The 17,978-nt window shown below is 63.7% G+C and carries 17 protein-coding genes; 11 read left to right on the forward strand and 6 right to left on the reverse strand.

Annotated elements, in window-relative coordinates; translation table 11 throughout:
- Positions 1 to 8: 8 nt before the first annotated feature.
- The 3 genes from RP6297_RS14605 (at position 9) to RP6297_RS22775 (ending at position 1,930) form a co-directional block, all read left to right on the forward strand.
- The gene (locus RP6297_RS14605; protein WP_009239605.1) at positions 9 to 665 is read left to right on the forward strand and encodes an MBL fold metallo-hydrolase; all 657 of its coding nucleotides are present in this window, start codon (positions 9 to 11) and stop codon (positions 663 to 665) included.
- Positions 662 to 1,381, forward strand: a complete 720-nt coding sequence (locus RP6297_RS14610; protein WP_009239604.1) for a 3'-5' exonuclease family protein — start codon at positions 662 to 664, stop codon at positions 1,379 to 1,381. The genes RP6297_RS14605 and RP6297_RS14610 overlap by 4 nt, the downstream gene beginning before the upstream one ends.
- A 273-nt stretch (positions 1,382 to 1,654) precedes the next feature.
- Positions 1,655 to 1,930 (forward strand): hypothetical protein, encoded by a 276-nt coding sequence (locus tag RP6297_RS22775; RefSeq protein WP_009239603.1) that lies wholly within the window; start codon positions 1,655 to 1,657, stop codon positions 1,928 to 1,930.
- A 125-nt stretch (positions 1,931 to 2,055) separates the two neighbouring features.
- On the opposite strand, the gene RP6297_RS14620 is transcribed toward RP6297_RS22775, so the two are convergent.
- From RP6297_RS14620 to alc, 4 genes are all read right to left on the reverse strand, one after another.
- Complete coding sequence (locus RP6297_RS14620; RefSeq protein ID WP_009239602.1) at positions 2,056 to 2,406, reverse strand: arsenate reductase family protein; 351 nt, start codon at positions 2,404 to 2,406, stop codon at positions 2,056 to 2,058.
- A gap of 183 nt (positions 2,407 to 2,589) precedes the next feature.
- Complete coding sequence (locus RP6297_RS14625; protein ID WP_009239601.1) at positions 2,590 to 3,864, reverse strand: M20/M25/M40 family metallo-hydrolase; 1,275 nt, start codon at positions 3,862 to 3,864, stop codon at positions 2,590 to 2,592.
- Positions 3,865 to 3,957: 93 nt separating this feature from the next.
- Positions 3,958 to 4,485, reverse strand: a complete 528-nt coding sequence (locus tag RP6297_RS14630) for an ureidoglycolate lyase (RefSeq protein ID WP_009239600.1) — start codon at positions 4,483 to 4,485, stop codon at positions 3,958 to 3,960.
- Positions 4,482 to 5,492, reverse strand: coding sequence for an allantoicase (alc, locus tag RP6297_RS14635; protein ID WP_009239599.1), 1,011 nt, complete (start codon positions 5,490 to 5,492; stop codon positions 4,482 to 4,484). Before alc ends, RP6297_RS14630 begins: the two co-directional genes overlap by 4 nt.
- 344 nt (positions 5,493 to 5,836) lie before the next feature.
- Between alc and RP6297_RS14640 the strand changes: the two genes are divergently transcribed.
- From RP6297_RS14640 to RP6297_RS14650, 3 genes are read left to right on the forward strand one after another with little or no spacing between them, the layout of a single operon-like run.
- Positions 5,837 to 7,177 carry a C4-dicarboxylate transporter DctA gene (locus RP6297_RS14640; RefSeq protein ID WP_009239598.1) on the forward strand — a complete coding sequence of 447 codons (1,341 nt, stop codon included), beginning with the start codon at positions 5,837 to 5,839 and terminating at the stop codon, positions 7,175 to 7,177.
- A 37-nt stretch (positions 7,178 to 7,214) separates the two neighbouring features.
- Complete coding sequence (locus RP6297_RS14645; protein ID WP_037028788.1) at positions 7,215 to 7,910, forward strand: GntR family transcriptional regulator; 696 nt, start codon at positions 7,215 to 7,217, stop codon at positions 7,908 to 7,910.
- 6 nt (positions 7,911 to 7,916) lie between these two features.
- Positions 7,917 to 8,501 carry an IMPACT family protein gene (locus RP6297_RS14650; RefSeq protein ID WP_009239596.1) on the forward strand — a complete coding sequence of 195 codons (585 nt, stop codon included), beginning with the start codon at positions 7,917 to 7,919 and terminating at the stop codon, positions 8,499 to 8,501.
- A gap of 3 nt (positions 8,502 to 8,504) precedes the next feature.
- Here the strand turns inward: RP6297_RS14650 and RP6297_RS14655 are convergent, their stop codons facing one another.
- Complete coding sequence (locus tag RP6297_RS14655) at positions 8,505 to 8,930, reverse strand: hypothetical protein (RefSeq protein WP_223293242.1); 426 nt, start codon at positions 8,928 to 8,930, stop codon at positions 8,505 to 8,507.
- A gap of 111 nt (positions 8,931 to 9,041) precedes the next feature.
- Positions 9,042 to 9,953: a LysR family transcriptional regulator gene (locus RP6297_RS14660; RefSeq protein ID WP_009239594.1), complete on the reverse strand. Its 912-nt coding sequence runs from the start codon at positions 9,951 to 9,953 to the stop codon at positions 9,042 to 9,044.
- Between the two features lie 347 nt (positions 9,954 to 10,300).
- On the opposite strand from RP6297_RS14660, the gene gcl reads away from it, so the two are divergent.
- From gcl to pyk, 5 genes are all read left to right on the forward strand, one after another.
- Positions 10,301 to 12,088 carry a glyoxylate carboligase gene (gene gcl, locus RP6297_RS14665; protein ID WP_009239593.1) on the forward strand — a complete coding sequence of 596 codons (1,788 nt, stop codon included), beginning with the start codon at positions 10,301 to 10,303 and terminating at the stop codon, positions 12,086 to 12,088.
- Between the two features lie 43 nt (positions 12,089 to 12,131).
- A complete protein-coding gene (hyi, locus tag RP6297_RS14670) occupies positions 12,132 to 12,914 on the forward strand; it encodes a hydroxypyruvate isomerase (protein ID WP_009239592.1) in 783 nt (260 codons plus the stop codon).
- Positions 12,915 to 13,548: 634 nt separating this feature from the next.
- Entirely contained in the window at positions 13,549 to 14,463 is a 915-nt protein-coding gene (gene glxR / locus RP6297_RS14675; protein ID WP_009239591.1) for a 2-hydroxy-3-oxopropionate reductase, read from the forward strand.
- A gap of 76 nt (positions 14,464 to 14,539) precedes the next feature.
- Positions 14,540 to 15,859, forward strand: a complete 1,320-nt coding sequence (locus RP6297_RS14680; RefSeq protein ID WP_009239590.1) for a glycerate kinase type-2 family protein — start codon at positions 14,540 to 14,542, stop codon at positions 15,857 to 15,859.
- A gap of 633 nt (positions 15,860 to 16,492) precedes the next feature.
- On the forward strand, positions 16,493 to 17,971 hold the full coding sequence (pyk, locus tag RP6297_RS14685) for a pyruvate kinase (protein ID WP_009239589.1): 1,479 nt from the start codon (positions 16,493 to 16,495) through the stop codon (positions 17,969 to 17,971).
- Positions 17,972 to 17,978: the final 7 nt, after the last annotated feature.

Consider the following 17,978-nt stretch of genomic DNA (forward strand, 5'->3'; position numbering starts at 1 on the left):
AAGATCACATGAAAGTCGTTGTCGTCCCCGTTACGCCGTTTGAACAGAACTGCACGCTGCTGATTGGCGACGATGGCGCTGCCGCCGTCACCGATCCCGGCGGCGATATCGACCGCATCCTGGCCGCCGCACAGCAGCACGGCGCACGCATCGAAAAAATCCTGCTCACGCACGGCCATGTCGACCACTGCGCCGCCGCCGACGCCCTGCGCACGCAGCTCGGCGTGCCGATCGAAGGGCCGCAGAAGGACGAGGCGTTCTGGATCGACCAACTGCCCATGCAGAGCCAGCGCTTTGGTTTTCCGCCCGCCAAGGCGTTCGTGCCCGACCGCTGGCTCGAAGACGGCGACACCGTGGAAGCCGCCGGCCGCACGCTGCAGGTGTTTCACTGCCCGGGTCACACGCCCGGCCACGTGGTGTTCTTCAGCGCCGAAGACCGCGTGGCCATCGTCGGCGATGTGCTGTTTGCGGGGTCGATCGGTCGCACGGATTTTCCGCGTGGCAACCATGCGGACCTGATCAACGCGATCCGCACGAAGCTATGGCCGCTGGGCGACGACGTCACGTTTGTGCCGGGTCATGGGCCAGTCTCGACCTTTGGCGATGAGCGTGCCAGCAACCCGTACGTCGCCGATCGCCTGTTTGCCAACGAAGGCTCGGCATGAGCGCAAACACCAACGACAGCGCCAACGAGAGCGACGACCCGTTCGCCGACTCCTCACCCGCTGCGCCGGCGGATAAGCCCCGCCGCAAGCGCGGCAACCAGCCGCCCGACACGCGGCCCGAAATCTACGTCAGCACCGACATCGAGGCTGACGGCCCTATCCCCGGTCCGCATTCGATGCTGAGCTTCGCCAGCGCGGCGTACCTGGCCGACAAGACGCTCGTCGGCACGTTCGAAGCCAACCTGGAAACGCTGGCAGGCGCCGAGGGCCATCCGGTCCAGATGCAATGGTGGAAGACGCAGCCCGAGGCGTGGGCCGCATGCCGCGCCAACCTTGAGGCGCCCGAGGTGGCCCTGCCGCGTTACGTGGAGTGGGTCGAGAGTCTGCCGGGCAAGCCGGTGTTCGTGGCGTTTCCGGCGGGCTTCGATTTCACGTTCATGTTCTGGTACATGATGCGTTTTGCCGGGCGCTCGCCGTTTGGGTGGGCCGCACTCGACATCAAGACGCTGGCTTTTGCGCTCACGGGCATGCCGTATCGGCGCAACGTCAAAGCGGCCTTTCCCGAGCACTGGCACGACCCGCTGCCGCACACGCATATCGCGCTGGATGACGCGAAAGAGCAAGGCGCCCTCTTCTGCAACATGCTCGCCGAGTTGCGCAAACGCGAAGGCGAACGCGCCGCCGCACAAGTGACCCAGCAATCTGCGCAGGATTGAGCGCCGGACGCGTCACGCATTTCACGAAGACCCGCACGCGGTTTGCCTTTTGCCCGCGTGATGCGCGCACCATGCCGCAACGCAACTTGCGGGCTCGCAAACCCGCGTCTACGCTGGGCTTGTGCGAGCGACCAGACGACTGCGCCACCCGGCGCCGACAAGCAAAGCCACTCGCATACGCCATTTGCTTGCCGTATCGTTTTCGGGCCGCACGTGCCCCCGACGCCGGTGCGTGCCGGCGTCGGCTATCAGCCAACAACGGGAGGTACCGCGGTGCGATTTTCCCGTGACGCGTTTGACACGCAACACTTGCGAGCGATGACGGAGCGCTTGCATTGGCATCGCAAATCCTCTGCGAAAGCGGTCCCGCTGAGCATGCGTGCGCAGCATCTGCAGCACTTGCATCACACGCACAGCAGCGCGCACCACGACGCAGAAGTCATGAAGGTCGCCATGGTCTCGACCGCGGCGGCGCTGGCAGTGGTGCTTGCCGCCCTGCTGGCAGTTGGTTTCGGGTCAGAAATGGCCCGATGGATGGGCCTGGAATAAACCGGTGCCCTTGCGCGTCTTGACGGACGCAGCCCCGGCCCTCGCGCAAAGCGAGATACGGCCACCCCTGAACGGCCTGTCCGATGGAAATCGGCAGGCCGTTCAACTTTGTGGGGCGCGGTGAATTACTTCAGGAACGCCGCAAGCGCTTCAGGCGTGCGGCCGATGATGGCGCGGCCGTTGCGAACCAGCACCGGGCGCTGCAGCAGCTTCGGATGCGCTGCGACGGCTTTGAGCAGCGCGTCGTCGGAGGCATCGGCCAGATTGAGCTGCGCGTATTCGTCTTCGTTTTCGCGGATCAGGCTGCGCAGCGGTGTGTCGAGTTGCGCGGCGAGCTTCTTAAGGTCAGCCAGCGTGGGCGGCGTGGTCAGGTATTCGATGACCTCGAGCTGTTCGCCGTTCTTTGCTGTGAAGGATTGGGCTTGTTCGAGGGCGGTGCGGGATTTAGAGCAGCGGGGGTTGTGGTAGATCTGCATGGGCTCTGGTTTTGGCTTGATGGAACGTGCAGCAATCTTAAGGGCTGGCGAGTGGTTGCTGGTTTCGTGGTTGATTGTGAGGGGGTTCGTGATTTTTGAGCTTGTTGGTGCACCCCTGTTTCATCCCCTGCCGGGAACGAAAGGGAGGTGGACCACCAAGGCAAAAACCCAAACAACCCCTAATCACCCGCCCAACAACTCCCCCACAGCACACCCCACCACCACAGTCGCGCCCCGCAGATCATTCAACCGCAGGTTTTCATCCGTGTTGTGCCCACGCGCTTCCATCAACGTCCGCGGGCCCGCGCCATACAGCACCGTCGGCACGCCATGCGCCGTGTAATGCCGCGCATCGGTATACAGCGGCACGCCATGCACCGGCACATCGCCACCGAACACCGCCAACGCATTCCGCCGTAGCGCGCCAATCAGCGCGTCCACGCCCGGCAATTCGGCAAGCGGCTGTGCCAAGAGAATGCGTTCCACTGCAACCTCGATCCCCGGCCGTTCTGCAGCCGCGTGCTCGATCACGGCGCGCAGTTCGCCTTCTGCATCGCGCCCGGCTTCTTCGGGAATCATCCGTCGGTCAACACGGAACGTCACCAGATCGGGCACGACGTTGGTGTTGATGCCGCCCTGGATCAACCCGACGTTGAGCGTTGCGTGGTCAATGCCCGGCACGGAGGATGTGCGCGTGGCGAGTTCCGCGCGATAGGCATACACGGCTTGCAGGATATGCGTGGCCGCTTCGATGGCGTCGATGCCCGTATGCGGCATGGCGGCGTGCGCCTGCTTGCCGCGCACCGTCACCTCCACGTGCAGGCACCCGTTGTGCGCCGAGGTGATGCCATAGGCAAAGCCGGCGGAGATCGCGTAATCGGGCTTGCTCAGGCCTTGATCGAGCAGCCACTTCGGGCCGATATCGCCGCCGGTTTCTTCGTCGTAGGTGAAATGGAGTTCGACCGTGCCATTGAGCTTCGCGCCGCGCTTTTCCGCTTCGATCAGTGCAAGCAGCGCCCACGTGTAGGTGGCGAAGTCCGACTTGGACACCGCCACGCCGCGGCCGAACATGGTGGGGCCGTGTTCGGTCTCGACGATCTCGCCGCCGTATGGGTCGTGCGTCCAGCCGAGGCCAGGCGGGACGACGTCGCCGTGCGCGTTCATGGCGACCGTGGGGCCGCCGTTGCCGAACGTGTGGCGCACGATCAGGTTGGTGGCGCTGACCATGCCGACGGCACGCACCTGCGCCTGCGGCACGGCATGCGCCTCGACCGTCAGGCCCAGTGCCTCAAGCAGTGCCTTGGCGCGTGCGGCATGCGGGGCGCAATCGCCGGACGGGTTATCCGACGGCACTTTCACCAGCTCGCGCAGGAAATCAATCTGCTGCGCGTGTGCCGATTCGACAAACGCGCGGATGTCCGCATCGATGCCGGGATTCGCAAGTTGGGCCTGGGTCATGTCGATGTCTTCCTGCTTGTGGTGGGACGGAGATTGAAAGTGACTGAGCCCCCGTTGTGCGGGGGCTCAGTATGGATGCCGATGAAGCGAGGTTTACAGCGCGGCCTGCATGGCCTCGGCGGTCAACCATACCGACTCAGCCAGGTCCTGCTCGTCGCAGTTGTGGCCTTCGCCACCGCGGTCGACGACAAGGAAATCGCTCACCTCGCCCAGCGCCAGCAACGGGTGATGCCACACGCCGCGCGCGTAGTTCACGCCTTGCCAGCCGCGCGAGACGAACGCGCGCAATTTGGATGGGTCCAGCTCGCCGGCCGGCGCCACGACCACCAGATACGGCTTGTCGTTCTGCGGGATGAAGGCCTGGCTGCCACGCGGGTGGCGCTCCAGCATCTTGACCTCGAACGGCAGCGTGCGCGGCTGACCACGGAACAGGCTGATCAGCGCGCGGCCGCCCTCGCCCACATCCACGTTGGCGAGGTCATGAAAGCGGATGGTCGTGCCCTGGTTGATGGGGAATTGCTTGGCCCCTTCCAGCTCGATCACATCGCCAAACGGCGCGAAGGCTTCGCGCGTGAGCGGCTCGATGGTCAGTGCAACGCGTGCAGCGGTCTCTTGGCTCATTCGAGCACCCCCCACAGGCGTAGACGCGACACGCCGCCGTCCGGGAACATGTTGAAGCGCACGTGCGTGACGATGCCGAGGTCGGCGATTTCCGCTTCGTAGTAGTGCTGCAGATCCATCTGCAGCTTCTGCTCGGGCAGCAGCGTTTGCCAGAACATCGCTTGCGTCTTCAGCGAACTGTCGGTGCCCCCCACCACGCGCGCGGCCTGGATGGAAACGCGGTCAGCAAAGTTGCCCTTGAAGTGCGCGGTGTCGACTTCGATCTTGCGGATGCGGCCGGGGTTGGCCAGGGCGATCACGCACCAGTCGTTGCCCGGCTCGCGGCGGCGGCGCGTTTCCCAGCCGTCGCCCATGTTCACGCCACGGCCCGGCATCAGCATGCGCGAGGCCGGCCCGAAGTGCTCGTTGTTGGCTTCGACCACATAGGCGCCGTTTTCCATGGCGGCCAGGTCGATCAGCTTGGTGCGGTCCGCACCCTTCCAGTCGACCTGCGGCTGGCCATACACCCGCAGGCGTGCGATGCCGCCGTCCGGGAAGATGTTCAGTCGCAGATGCGTGAAGGCCTGCGGGCTGGTCACGGCCACATAGGCGTGGCTGTTGCCTTGCAGCGTGGTCGACGGAACGATCTCAGTCCACTGCGTGGCATCGGTCGGCTCGCCATCCGGCAGATAGGCGGCTTCGATGGAAGCGGCCGGTGGGAAGTTGCCCGTGAAGTGGCTCGTGTCGATATCCACACCCTTCACGACGCCCGGGCGGGCCAGGCGGACGATGCAATGGTCATAGCCGCCGTTGCGGCGACGGCGCGTTTCCCAGCCATCCATCCACTTGCCGTGGTCGTCGTACTTGCCGGGGATGAACACCGCCGGCTCGGGATTGAGCATGCGATCTTTCGGCGCGAAGAATTCGTCGGTCGCGAACGTGGCCTCGGCGCCAAGGCGGGGGTCCGCCAGGTTCGGATATCGGCGCGTGAAATCCGGCGCGTTCGGATCGAGCGTAGGCATCGCCATGTGGAACTCCTTGGTGTTTGTCTCTGGATGTTATACGGCCAGCCCATCGAACAAAAACGGCGAGTAAGAACACTCGAAACCGTGATGATGGGAACGCCGGAAGTGCAGCGTAGATGGCGGAAGCACAAGGCTTCGCGGGACTGCATGGGTCGATCCTAGCATGTGAATTCAAAAATTGCATACAAAAATTGGATGGCCTATGATGCCGTCAACGCTCGACAATTCCTCGCAACAATTCGTTGCAATGCAGTGAGCGAAACAAAGCCGTGACAACAATCGCAGCAACCCGAACTAGACGATTGGGCGCGGCTTGAGACACCCCGTAATCCAAAGGAGGATTCACCATGCAACGCTTTACGCGCCCGTTGTTCGGGCAGGTTTTGATTGCCCTGGCGGTGGGCATCGCGCTGGGCATCTGGGCGCCCGAATTTGCGCAGAAGCTGCAGCCGCTCGGTGATGGTTTTCTGAAGCTGATCAAGATGCTGATCGCGCCGATCGTCTTCTCTGTCGTGGTGGTGGGGATCTGCGGCGCCGGCGAGCTGAAGAAGGTTGGGCGCGTAGGCGGCAAGGCCGTCATCTACTTTGAAATCGTCACGACGATTGCGTTGGCGCTGGGCATTGCACTGGCCTATCTGTTCGGGCCCGGCCACGGCATGAATGTGGATCCGAAATCGCTCGATCCGGCGGCCATGGCGTCGTACATGACGACCGCCAAGCAGGTGGAATCGACTGGCGTTGCAGCGTTCTTCCTCAAGCTGATTCCCGATACGTTCGTCAGCGGCTTCGTGAAGGGCGACATCCTGCAGGTGCTGCTGGTGTCGATCCTGTTCGGCTGCTCCCTCTCGCTGCTGGGAGAGCGGACCAAGCCGCTGGTCAACCTGATCGATCAGCTCTCCCATGTGCTGTTCCGCATGATGGCCGTGATCATCCGCCTGGCGCCGCTGGGCGTGCTGGGCGCGGTGGCCTTTACCGTCGGCAAGTACGGCGCAGGTTCGCTCAAGCAACTGGGCTTCCTGGTGCTGCTGTTCTATGCAGCCGTGGCGATCTTCGTGGTGGTGGTGCTCGGCACGATCCTGCGCATGGCGGGTTTCAACATCTTCAAGCTGATCCGGTTCCTGCGCGCGGAACTGCTGGTGGTGCTGGGCACGGCATCGTCCGACGCGGTGCTGCCGTCCATCATGAACAAGCTTGAAAAGATGGGCATCAAGCGGTCGGTGGTCGGCCTTGTCATCCCGACCGGCTATTCGTTCAACCTCGATGCGTTTTCGATCTATCTGACGCTGGCCGCCGTATTCATCGCACAGGCGACCAACACGCCGCTGGCCCTGCAGGACCTGCTGTTGATCCTGGGCGTGGCGCTCGTCACCTCGAAGGGCGCGCACGGCATCCCGGGTTCTGCCATCGTCATTCTGGCGGCCACGCTGTCGGTCATTCCGGCCATTCCGGCCATCGGCCTGGTGCTGGTGCTCTCCGTCGACTGGTTCATCGGCATTGCCCGTGCGCTGGGCAACCTGATCGGCAACTGCGTCGCCACGGTGGTCATCGCCGCGTGGGAAAAAGACATCGACCGCGTGCGCGCCAATGCGGTGCTCGACGGCAAGATCGACATCACCGAGGAAGGCGAAGCGATTCCGCACGGCCTTGGTGTGGCGGCGCCGGCTGCGCACACACTGCCGCATGCCTGAAGCGGCTCGACTGCCGGACGGCGGTAAAATCGGCGCCATGACTGAAACCACCGCCGCCGACATCTCCTCCGAAGGCATTGCCGACGACATCGCCCAGGCGATCGTCGCGCATCGGCTGCCGCCGGGCACCAAGCTGCGCGAAGAGGCGCTGGCGCGGGTCTACAACGTCAGCCGCACGAAGATTCGCGCGGCGCTGCTGATGCTGGCCAAGGACAAGCTGATCCGCATGGAGCCGGACCGCGGCGCCTTCGTCGCCAAACCCGACGAGACCGAGGCGCGCGAGGTCTTTGCCGTGCGCCGCGTGCTGGAAGTGGCGCTGGTGCGCGAGTTCATCGCGAAGGCGACGCCGGCCGATTACAAGCGGTTGGAAAAGCACCTGGCCGAAGAGCACAAGGTGGCGGCCAGCGGCGACTTGTCTGACGTCCCGCGCCGCAATCGCCTGATGGCCGACTTTCACCTGCTGATGGCCGACGTGGTCGGCAACAGCGTGCTCAAGGAAATGCTGTACGAGCTTTCCGCCCGCAGCTCAGTGATCACGATGATGTACCAGTCCACGTACGATGCCGTGCGTTCGTCCGATGAACACACCGCTTTCCTGGAAGCCGCCAAGCGCGGTGATGTGGAAGGCGCCATCGCCCTGATGGAAGAGCACATGGCGCACACCGAGGCGTCACTCAAGTTCGAATCGCCGGGCGGCCGGGCGACGGATCTCGTAGCCGCCCTCCTCGCCTGACCGCGCGTGCCGACGTACACGCTGCGCGCGCCGGTTTCGGCCGAGCTGGACATCAAGAAAAGCCGCTTTATCGGATTGGCCGTGCCGGTGGAAGACCGGGCTGCCGCCATGGACGTGATCGCGCGCCTGCGCGCCGAGCACCCCGCTGCCACGCACGTCTGCTGGGCGCTCCTGGCGGGCGGCCAGTCCGGCATGTCCGATGACGGCGAGCCCTCCGGCACCGCCGGTCGCCCCATCCTGGAAGTGCTGCGCCATCACGATCTGGACGCCACGCTGGGCGCCGTGGTGCGCTACTTCGGCGGGGTCAAGCTCGGCGCGGGCGGCCTCGTACGCGCCTACACCGATGCCATCGCTACCGCGCTCATGCAGGCCGAACGCGTCGAGCGCATCGCCAGCACCACGCTGACCCTCGCCACCGATTACGCCGATGAGGCGCGCATCCGCCGCTGGATCGATGATCGCGGGTATGTGCTGCTGGATGCTGCCTACGATGCGGGCGTCACACTCACTGTGCGATTGCCGGTGACGGACGAGGCGGCCGCGCGGGTCGCGTTGCGGGATTTGACGCAGGGGCGTGTGGTGATTACCTAGCGCTTATCGCTTGGGAGCGAGCGGAGCGGCCGGCGCGGCGCCCGGGCAACACGGGTTCTGGCAGTCCGGTTGGAAAACGACGTAGGCGGCTGTCGGCATGTGGGGAGCGGCCCCCTCGCGCTCCACGGCACGCAGATGTGTATCGGCTTCGGACGACTCGACTTTGTCGCCCTCGATTCCGACGGCGTCCAGCACGGCCTGGAGGCTTTTGAGGCGCAGCACAGCCAGCTCTGGGTCGGGAGCAGGCTCGGACGCCTCCTGCAGGCGCACCCGGTACTTGCCGCCGCTGCGAAAATCGTCTTTGAGCTGCGAATCCCATTCCGCCAGTTTCAGGATTTCGGTGGTCGGCAGCGCAGACTCGCCAGGCGAGAACACCAGCGGATGCTCAAGCCCGGTCAGATCGCAGGCCACGGCCGAGGTGCTGAGCATGAGCGCGCCGACAACTGCAGTTCTGGGTAGCATCTTCAGTCTCCGGCATTGAGCGCGCCACCGCGATGCGCCTGATGACAAGTGTAGGAACCGTCATCCATTTCCGCACGCTCAAGCCGTTCGCGACCAATACCCCGCCTGCCCGTACACGGTCTTCAGATGCTCGATAAAGAACCGGATCTTTGCCGGTACCGGCCGCTGCTGCGGGTACACGGCGAGGATGTCGTAGTCGGGCAGCGCGTAGTCGTCCAGCACCGTCATCAGCGCGCCGGATTCCAGCTCAGGCTGGATCTCCCACGTTGAGCGCCAGCCCAGGCCCAGGCCTTCGCCCATCCAGCGGTGCAGCAGTTCACCGTCGTTGCAGTCGAGGTTGCCGTTCACCTTCACGGTGACGGCCTTGCCGTTCTGCTGGAAATACCAGCCGCGCTGCTGACCGCCCTGCAGGTTGAAGGCGAGGCAGTTGTGGCGCGCGAGGTCATCGAGCGTGCGCGGCACGCCGTGCTTGGCGAAGTACGCAGGCGTGCCGCACACCACGCGCTTGTTCGACGCCAGGCGAATCGCCACGAAGTTCGGATCGATCGCGCCGCCAATGCGGATGCCCACGTCGTAGCCTTCGCGCACGAGGTCGACCACGCGGTCGGTCAGGTTGAACGAGATGCGCACGTCGGGGTTGGCACGCAGGAAGTCCGGCGCGTGCGGTGCAACGTGCTTGCGGCCAAAGGCGGCCGGCGCCGAAACGATCAGGTGCCCGGTCGCCTTGTGGCGGCCTTCCGCAACGAGCAGCTCCGCGCGGTCCAGCTCCCCCAGCGCCTTCTTGCACTGTTCCATGAAGACCGCGCCTTGCTCCGTCACCGCAATGCGGCGCGTCGACCGGTGCAGCAGCTTCACGCCCAGGCGGGCTTCCAGCGCGTTGATGCGGCGTCCGATCATGACCGGCGTCACGTCCTGCGTGAGGGCGGCAGCGGCCATGCTGCCGTGTTCCACCACGGCGATGAACGCTTCGATCTGCTTGAGCTTGTCCATTCCATCATTCCAGTTCGCAATGTCTGACCATTTTAGTGAGCATTGCGTACCTGGATTGCGACTTTCTGGCGCATATCACCTGTGACGAATGGCAAAAATGGCGGACGGCCATGTGATCGATGCAAGCCCGTCAAACCAGTTTTTTGCGTCGCACAAAAACAGCTTCAAATGGCTGCAGCGTGCGCCTTTTCGGCAGTTGGCGTGCCTCCATATTGGTGCAGCACGCAAAACCATTCGGTATTTTGGGTTAGCAATCAACTGACGAAATCTGCGTTTATCCATATCGGCATGCGGGAATAGGATCAGTTCCAACTGATTCCCACCTTCCCCTTCCTGGAGACACCCCCATGCCGAAGATGAGAGCGATTGATGCCGCAGTTGCGGTGATGGAAAAAGAAGGCATCACCACCGCCTTCGGCGTGCCCGGTGCCGCCATCAACCCGTTGTACTCGGCCCTGCGCAAGGCTGGCAACATTGACCACGTGCTGGCCCGCCACGTTGAAGGCGCCTCGCACATGGCCGAGGGCTACACCCGTGCCGAACCCGGCAACATCGGTGTATGCATCGGCACGTCGGGCCCTGCAGGCACCGACATGATCACCGGCCTGTACTCGGCCTGGGCAGACTCGATTCCCATCCTGTGCATCACCGGCCAGGCCCCCCGCGCCCGCCTGTACAAGGAAGACTTCCAGGCCGTCGACATCGAGTCGATCGCCAAGCCGGTCACCAAGTGGGCCGTCACCGTGCGTGAGCCGGCGCTGGTGCCGCGCGTGTTCCAGCAGGCGTTCCATCTGATGCGCTCGGGTCGTCCGGGCCCGGTGCTGATCGACCTGCCGTTCGACGTGCAAGTCGCCGAGATTGAATTTGACCCCGACACGTACAGCCCGCTGCCGGTCTACAAGCCCGCGGCCACGCGTGCCCAAGCCGAGCGTGCCATCGAGATGCTGTGCCAGGCCGAGCGCCCGCTGCTGGTGTGCGGCGGCGGCGTGATCAACGCCGATGCGGCCAAGCTGATGGTCGAGTTTGCCGAGCTGGTGAACGTGCCCGTCGTCCCGACCCTGATGGGCTGGGGCGTGCTCGCCGACGACCACCCGCTCAACGCCGGCATGGTCGGCCTGCAGACGTCGCACCGCTACGGCAACGCCACGCTGCTGGCTTCGGACTTCGTGTTCGGCATCGGCAACCGCTGGGCCAATCGTCACACGGGCAGCGTCGACGTCTACACCAAGGGCCGCAAGTTCATTCACGTCGATATCGAACCGACCCAGATCGGCCGCGTGTTCGGCCCGGACCTGGGCATCGTCTCGGACGCCAAGGCGGCACTGGAGAAGTTCATTGAAGTCGCGCGTGAGCTGAAGGCTGCCGGCAAGCTGCCGTGCCGCAAGAGTTGGAACGCCGACGTGCAGAAGCGCAAGCGCACGATGCTGCGTCGTTCGGACTTCGACAACGTGCCCATCAAGCCGCAGCGCGTGTACCGCGAGATGAACCAGTACTTCCCGCAGAAGGGGGAAAACTCGGTGCGTTACGTGAGCACGATCGGCCTGTCGCAGATCGCTGCCGCGCAGTTCCTGTCGGTCAACCAGCCGCGCCACTGGATCAACTGCGGGCAGGCAGGCCCGCTGGGCTGGACCATTCCCGCCGCCATCGGCGTGAAGGTGGCATCGCCCAACAGCGACGTGGTCGCCATCTCGGGTGACTACGACTTCCAATTCATGATCGAAGAGATGGCGGTGGCCGCGCAGTTCAAGGTGCCGTACATCCACGTGGTGGTGAATAACTCGTACCTGGGCCTGATCCGCCAGGCGCAGCGCAACTTCGACATGGACTACTGCGTCCAGCTCGCCTTCGACAACGTCAACGCGCCCGAGCTGAACGGCTACGGCGTCGACCACGTGAAGGTGGTCGAAGGCCTGGGTTGCAAGGCGATCCGCGTGTTCAAGCCCGAAGACATCGAACCCGCCTTTGCGCAGGCCCGCCTGCTGATGGCCGAGTTCTCGGTGCCGGTGATGGTGGAGGTGATTCTCGAGCGCGTGACCAACATCGCGATGGGCACCGAGATCGACAACGTGGTCGAGTTTGAAGACGTGCTCGACCTGGAAGACACCCTCACGGAAGCCGAAGGCGTCACCGCATAAAGACGGCGCGCCCCTCCCTCACCGTCCGATACAAGGAGAAACCATGACAAAGCTGGCAGCCAACCTGACCATGCTCTTCAACGAGCAGGCCTTCCTTGACCGCTTCGAAGCCGCCGCCCGTGCGGGCTTCCGCGGCGTGGAGTTCCTGTTTCCCTACGCGTTCCACGCCGACCAGATTGCCGATCGCCTGAACCGCTTCCAGCTCGACCTGGTCCTGCACAACCTGCCGGCCGGCAACTGGGACGGCGGCGAGCGCGGCATCGCCATCCTGCCGGACCGCGTGAGCGAGTTTCAAGACGGCGTGGGCGAAGCCATCAAGTACGCCAAGGTGCTCGGCGTGAAACAGCTCAATTGCCTGGTGGGCATTCGCCCCGAAAGTGTGAGCGAAGACGCGGCACGCAAGACGCTGGTGGACAACCTCAAGTTTGCGGCGAAGGCACTGAAGGCCGAGAAGATCGATCTGCTGATCGAACCGATCAACACGTTCGATATTCCGGGCTTTTATCTGAACCGCACGCAGCAGGCGCTGGACCTGATCAACGACGTGGATGCGTCCAACCTGTATGTGCAGTACGACATCTATCACATGCAGCGGATGGAAGGCGAAGTGGCTAGCACGCTGAAGCGCCATCTGGACAAGATCAAGCATGTGCAGCTGGCGGACAACCCTGGGCGCAATGAGCCGGGGACTGGGGAGATCAACTATCAGTTCCTGTTCCGTTGGTTGGATGAGATTGGCTACAAGGGCTGGGTTGGCTGTGAGTACAAGCCCAAGGCAGGGACCGTTGAAGGCCTTGGCTGGCGGGCTGCTCACAACGTTGCTTGATTTTTTGTTTGCCTTGTTCCGGCGGGGCGGTTCATCCCTTGTTTCATCCCCTGCCGGGGCTGACTCACTTTTCTTTGTCTTGCCAAAGAAAAGTAAGCAAAAGAAAGGCGCGCCCGAGATGGCGACTTCCCCTTGAATTTATGTCGCAGAGAGGGGAAGGGAAAAACTCGCTTCGCTCAGACAGTTTCCCTTCCTTTTTCCTCTCTGCAACAGAAATTCAAGGCGCCATCTAGGGCAGGAACGTCAACGGCCAAACCATCGGCCACGACTGCAGCAGGAACCAGCAGCACAACGCGAAGCAAAGCGAGCAACACCGCAACAAACAAGAGCCACCCAGGACAGCACACAGATTGTGTGGCCGTACCCTGCCCTAGATGGCGCCTTGAATTTGTGTAAGCGGGCGGAAAATGGAAGGAGGCTGTTTGAGCGCAGCGAGTTTGCCTCCTTCCCCGCCCGGTTACACAAATTCAAGGAAGGGGTCGCCATCTCGGGCGCGCCTTTCTTTGCTTACTTTCTTTGGCAAGACAAAGAAAGTGAGTCGCCCCCGGCAGGGGGTGAAAAGGGAGTGGACCACCAAGGCCCAAACCACGAACCGCGAACCACCAACACATCCAAACCAAGGAGATCCCTCACCATGGCAACCGCAACTCTGAACCTCGGTTTCATCGGCCTCGGCATCATGGGCGCCCCCATGGCAGGTCACCTGCGCGCAGCAGGCCACACGCTCTTCGTGCACGACGTCAACCCGGCACCCGCCGCGCTGGTGGAAGCCGGCGTGACGGTCTGCACGAGCGCGGAAGAAGTCGCCAAGCGCGCCGACATCATCTTCATCATGGTGCCGGACACCCCGCACGTTGAAGCCGTGCTGTTCAGCGAGAAGGGCGTCGCCAAGGCACTGAAGGATGCCGGCAAGGACGCTGCTGCCAACAAGATCGTCGTCGACATGAGCTCGATCTCGCCGATTGCGACGAAGGACTTCGCATCGCGCATCAACAAGACCGGCGCGCAATACCTGGACGCTCCGGTGTCGGGCGGTGAAGTGGGCGCGAAGGCTGCGTCGCTGACGATCATGGTGGGCGGTGAGCAGGCTGCGTTCGACCGCGTTGCTCCGCTGTTCAACCTGATGGGCAAGAACATCACGCTGGTCGGCGGCAACGGTGACGGCCAGACCACCAAGGTGGCCAACCAGATCATCGTGGCGCTGAACATCCAGGCCGTGTCCGAAGCGCTGCTGTTTGCATCGAAGGCGGGTGCCGATCCCGCAAAGGTACGTCAGGCACTGATGGGCGGCTTCGCTGCGTCGCGCATTCTTGAAGTGCACGGCGAGCGCATGGTGAAGCGCACGTTCGACCCGGGCTTCCGCATCGAGCTGCACCAGAAGGACTTGAACCTGGCCCTGCAGGGCGCCAAGACGCTGGGCGTGGCCCTGCCGAACACGGCCACCGCGCAGGAGCTGTTCAACACCTGCGCCGCCAACGGCATGGGCAAGCAAGATCATTCGGCCCTGTGCCGCGCGATCGAGATCATGTCGAACCACGACATCGCCTGAATGCGCGTGTAAGTTGTGTGCACTGTCGCGGCCCTCGGGCGGCGGCAGTCTTTTTGCTGTCTCCCCGCTTTCTGCCATGCACCACGACCAGTCTGCCCAGGCCGCCCTGCGCGCTGCCCTGCCCAATCCGTCGCCGCGCGCGTTGCTGCACGGCCTGTTTGATACTGCGGTGGCTGCGGTCAGCGCTGCGCAATGCTTGCCGGCATTTCTGCCTGAACCGCCGCGTGGCCGCACCATCGTCATCGGCGCCGGCAAGGGCGCAGCGGCGATGGCCGAGGCGGTGGAGCAGCACTGGAAGGGCGAGCTGTCTGGCCTGGTCGTCACGCGTTACGGGCACGGCCGCGCGCCTGGTACGCAAGGCCGTATCGAAGTGGTGGAAGCCTCGCACCCGGTGCCCGATGCAGCCGGCCAACGCGCTGCGCAACGCATGGTCAGCCTGCTCGAAGGTTTGACGGAAGACGACCTCGTGCTGTGCCTGATCTCGGGCGGTGGCTCGGCCCTTCTGGCTGCACCGGCGGAGGGCCTGACGCTGGCCGACAAGCAGTCCGTCAACCGCGCGCTGCTCAAAAGCGGCGCGAGCATCGGCGAGATGAACTGCGTGCGCAAGCACCTGTCGTCAATCAAAGGCGGGCGCCTGGCACTGGCGTGCGCACCGGCGCGCGTCGAGACGCTGCTGATCTCCGATATTCCAGGCGACGACCCGACGCTCATCGCCAGCGGCCCGACGCTGCCCGACGCCACCACCTGCGCGGATGCGCTGGCCGTGATCGACAAGTACGGCATCGACGTGCCCGAAGCGGTGCGCCGTCATCTGAAAACCGGCGCGGGCGAGACGCCCAAACCCGGCGATGCACGTTTCGAAGGCCATCGCAGTCACGTCATCGCGACGGCTCAGCACGCACTGGAGGCGGCGGCCGCACAGGCACGCGCACTCGGTTATGAGGCCCACATCCTGTCGGACAGCATTGAAGGCGAAGCACGCGATGTGGCAGAAGTCCACGCCGGCATCGTGCGGCAGATCGTGGCGCGCAATCAGCCGTTCACCAAGCCGTGCGTGATTCTGTCGGGCGGTGAGACGACCGTGACGGTGCGCGGTAGCGGCCGCGGCGGGCGCAATGCCGAGTTCCTGCTGGCGCTGGGCGTGGCGTTGGATGGTTTGCCGGGTGTGCATGCGATTGCTTGCGATACCGATGGCATCGATGGGTCTGAAGACAACGCTGGTGCGATCTTGACGCCGGATAGTCTGGCGCGTGCTGAAGCGCTTGGGTTGAAGCCGAAGCAATTGCTCGACAACAACGACGGGTATGGGTTCTTTGATGCGTTGGGGGATTTGATTGTGACTGGGCCTACGCGGACTAATGTGAATGATTTTCGGGCGATTTTGATTACCGGGTGAGGTTGGATGAGGGATGGATTGAGGTTGTTGGTTCATCCCTTGTTTCATCCCCTGCCGGGGCTGACTCACTTTTCTTTGTCTTGCCAAAGAAAAGTAAGCAAAAGAAAGGCGCGCCCGAGATGGCGACCCACCCCTTGAATTTATGTCGCAGAGAGGGGAAGGGAAAAACTCGCTTCGCTCAGACAGTTTCCCTTCCTTTTTCCTCTGTGCAACAGAAATTCAAGGCGCCATCTAGGGCTCCAACGGCCAAACAATCGGAGCACGACTGCAGCAGGAATCAGCAGCACAACGCGAAGCAGAGCGAGCAGCAACAGCAACAGCAACAGCAACAAACAAGAGCCTCCAGGTCAGCACACAGATTGTGTGGCCGTACCCTGCCCTAGATGGCGCCTTGAATTTGTGTAAGCGGGCGGAAAAAAGAACGGGAACTGTCTGAGCGAAGCGAGTTTTCCCGTTCTCCGCCCGGTTACACAAATTCAAGGAAGGGGTCGCCATCTCGGGCGCGCCTTTCTTTGCTTACTTTCTTTGGCAAGACAAAGAAAGTGAGTCGCCCCCGGCAGGGGGTGAAAGGGAGATGGACCACCAAGGTCCGCAAACGCAGCAAGCAATAGCCAGCCACCGGAGCCATCAACGATGCGCCGCTTCCGCAACACCAAAATCCTCGCCACCCTAGGCCCCGCCAGCAGCGACAAAGACACCATCCGCGCCCTCTTCGACGCCGGCGCAGACGTCTTCCGCCTGAACTTCAGCCACGGCTCGCACGAAGACCACCGCAAGCGCTACGACACCGTGCGCGCGGTGGAGGCCGAGACCGGCCGCCCGATCGGCATCCTCGCTGACATGCAAGGCCCGAAGCTGCGCATTGGCACCTTTGCCGACGGACGCGTCGTGCTCAAGAACGGTGATCGCTTTGTGCTCGATCGCGATCCGACGCCGGGTGATGTCACGCGTGTGCACTTGCCGCACCCCGAGCTGTACGCCGCGACCGCGCCGGGCCAGTCGCTGTTGCTGGACGACGGCAAGATCCGCCTGGCAGTCGAAGCGGCTGATCCGACGGCCATCGTCACGCGCGTGGTCGATGGCGGCCCGCTGTCGGACCGCAAGGGCGTGAATGTGCCGGATGCCGTGATTCCCATTCCCGCGCTTACTGAGAAGGATCTGCGCGACTTGGACTTCGCCTTGTCGCTGGGCGTCGATTGGATCGCCCTGTCGTTCGTGCAGCGCGCCGAAGACGTGATCGCCGCGCGCGAGATCATTGGCGACCGCGCGGGCCTGCTCTCCAAGATCGAGAAGCCCGCAGCGCTGCTGCATCTGGAAGACATCGTGCAGGCGTCCGACGCCCTGATGGTGGCGCGTGGTGATCTGGGCGTGGAACTGCCGCCCGAACGCGTGCCCGGCGTGCAGAAGCGCATCCTGCGCATGGCGCGCCAGCATGGCAAGCCGGTGGTGGTGGCCACGCAGATGCTGGAATCGATGATCGAAGCGCCGGTGCCGACGCGTGCCGAAGCCTCCGACGTGGCCAGCGCCGTGTACGACGGCACCGATGCCGTGATGCTGTCGGCCGAGTCGGCCAGCGGCAAGCATCCGGTGGCGGCGGTCAGCATCATGAACCGCATCATCGCCGAGACCGAACGCGACCCGCTCTACCGCAACCTGATCGACGCGCAGCACCAACCGCCGCTGCCCACGCGCCAGGACGCAATCTGCGCGGCCCTGCGTGACGTGACGCACATCCTGGGCGCAGTGGCTACCGTCACCTACACGTCCAGCGGCAAGACCAGCCTGCGCGCCGCACGCGAGCGGCCACTGGCGCCCATCGTGAGCATCACGCCGCGCCTGGATACGGCGCGCCGTCTGGCGATCACGTGGGGTGTACACAGCACGGTCAGCCTCGATGTGAGCAATGTCGACGAGATGGTGGATGCGGCGTGCCGAGCTGCCGCGCGTGAAGGCTTTGCCGTGTCGGGCGACCAGATCGCCATCACGGCGGGCATGCCGTTCGGTCAGGCCGGGTCAACCAACCTGCTGCGCCTGGCGGAAATCTGGCCGCAGACGTTGGTCAGCGCCCAGACGCAAACCACTGCACTGCAGCCCGAACCGGCAACGGTCTGACGTGGCT

The organism is Ralstonia pickettii (assembly GCF_016466415.2).
Classification (GTDB): domain Bacteria; phylum Pseudomonadota; class Gammaproteobacteria; order Burkholderiales; family Burkholderiaceae; genus Ralstonia; species Ralstonia pickettii.

Coding starts and splice junctions, on each gene's coding strand:
- RP6297_RS14605 (WP_009239605.1), top strand. CDS start 9: ATGAAAGTCGTTGTCGTCCCCGTTACGCCGTTTGAACAGAACTGCACG.
- RP6297_RS14610 (WP_009239604.1), top strand. CDS start 662: ATGAGCGCAAACACCAACGACAGCGCCAACGAGAGCGACGACCCGTTC.
- RP6297_RS14620 (WP_009239602.1), bottom strand. CDS start 2,406: ATGCAGATCTACCACAACCCCCGCTGCTCTAAATCCCGCACCGCCCTC.
- RP6297_RS14625 (WP_009239601.1), bottom strand. CDS start 3,864: ATGACCCAGGCCCAACTTGCGAATCCCGGCATCGATGCGGACATCCGC.
- RP6297_RS14630 (WP_009239600.1), bottom strand. CDS start 4,485: ATGAGCCAAGAGACCGCTGCACGCGTTGCACTGACCATCGAGCCGCTC.
- alc (WP_009239599.1), bottom strand. CDS start 5,492: ATGGCGATGCCTACGCTCGATCCGAACGCGCCGGATTTCACGCGCCGA.
- RP6297_RS14640 (WP_009239598.1), top strand. CDS start 5,837: ATGCAACGCTTTACGCGCCCGTTGTTCGGGCAGGTTTTGATTGCCCTG.
- RP6297_RS14645 (WP_037028788.1), top strand. CDS start 7,215: ATGACTGAAACCACCGCCGCCGACATCTCCTCCGAAGGCATTGCCGAC.
- RP6297_RS14655 (WP_223293242.1), bottom strand. CDS start 8,930: ATGCTCAGCACCTCGGCCGTGGCCTGCGATCTGACCGGGCTTGAGCAT.
- RP6297_RS14660 (WP_009239594.1), bottom strand. CDS start 9,953: ATGGACAAGCTCAAGCAGATCGAAGCGTTCATCGCCGTGGTGGAACAC.
- gcl (WP_009239593.1), top strand. CDS start 10,301: ATGCCGAAGATGAGAGCGATTGATGCCGCAGTTGCGGTGATGGAAAAA.
- hyi (WP_009239592.1), top strand. CDS start 12,132: ATGACAAAGCTGGCAGCCAACCTGACCATGCTCTTCAACGAGCAGGCC.
- glxR (WP_009239591.1), top strand. CDS start 13,549: ATGGCAACCGCAACTCTGAACCTCGGTTTCATCGGCCTCGGCATCATG.
- RP6297_RS14680 (WP_009239590.1), top strand. CDS start 14,540: ATGCACCACGACCAGTCTGCCCAGGCCGCCCTGCGCGCTGCCCTGCCC.
- pyk (WP_009239589.1), top strand. CDS start 16,493: ATGCGCCGCTTCCGCAACACCAAAATCCTCGCCACCCTAGGCCCCGCC.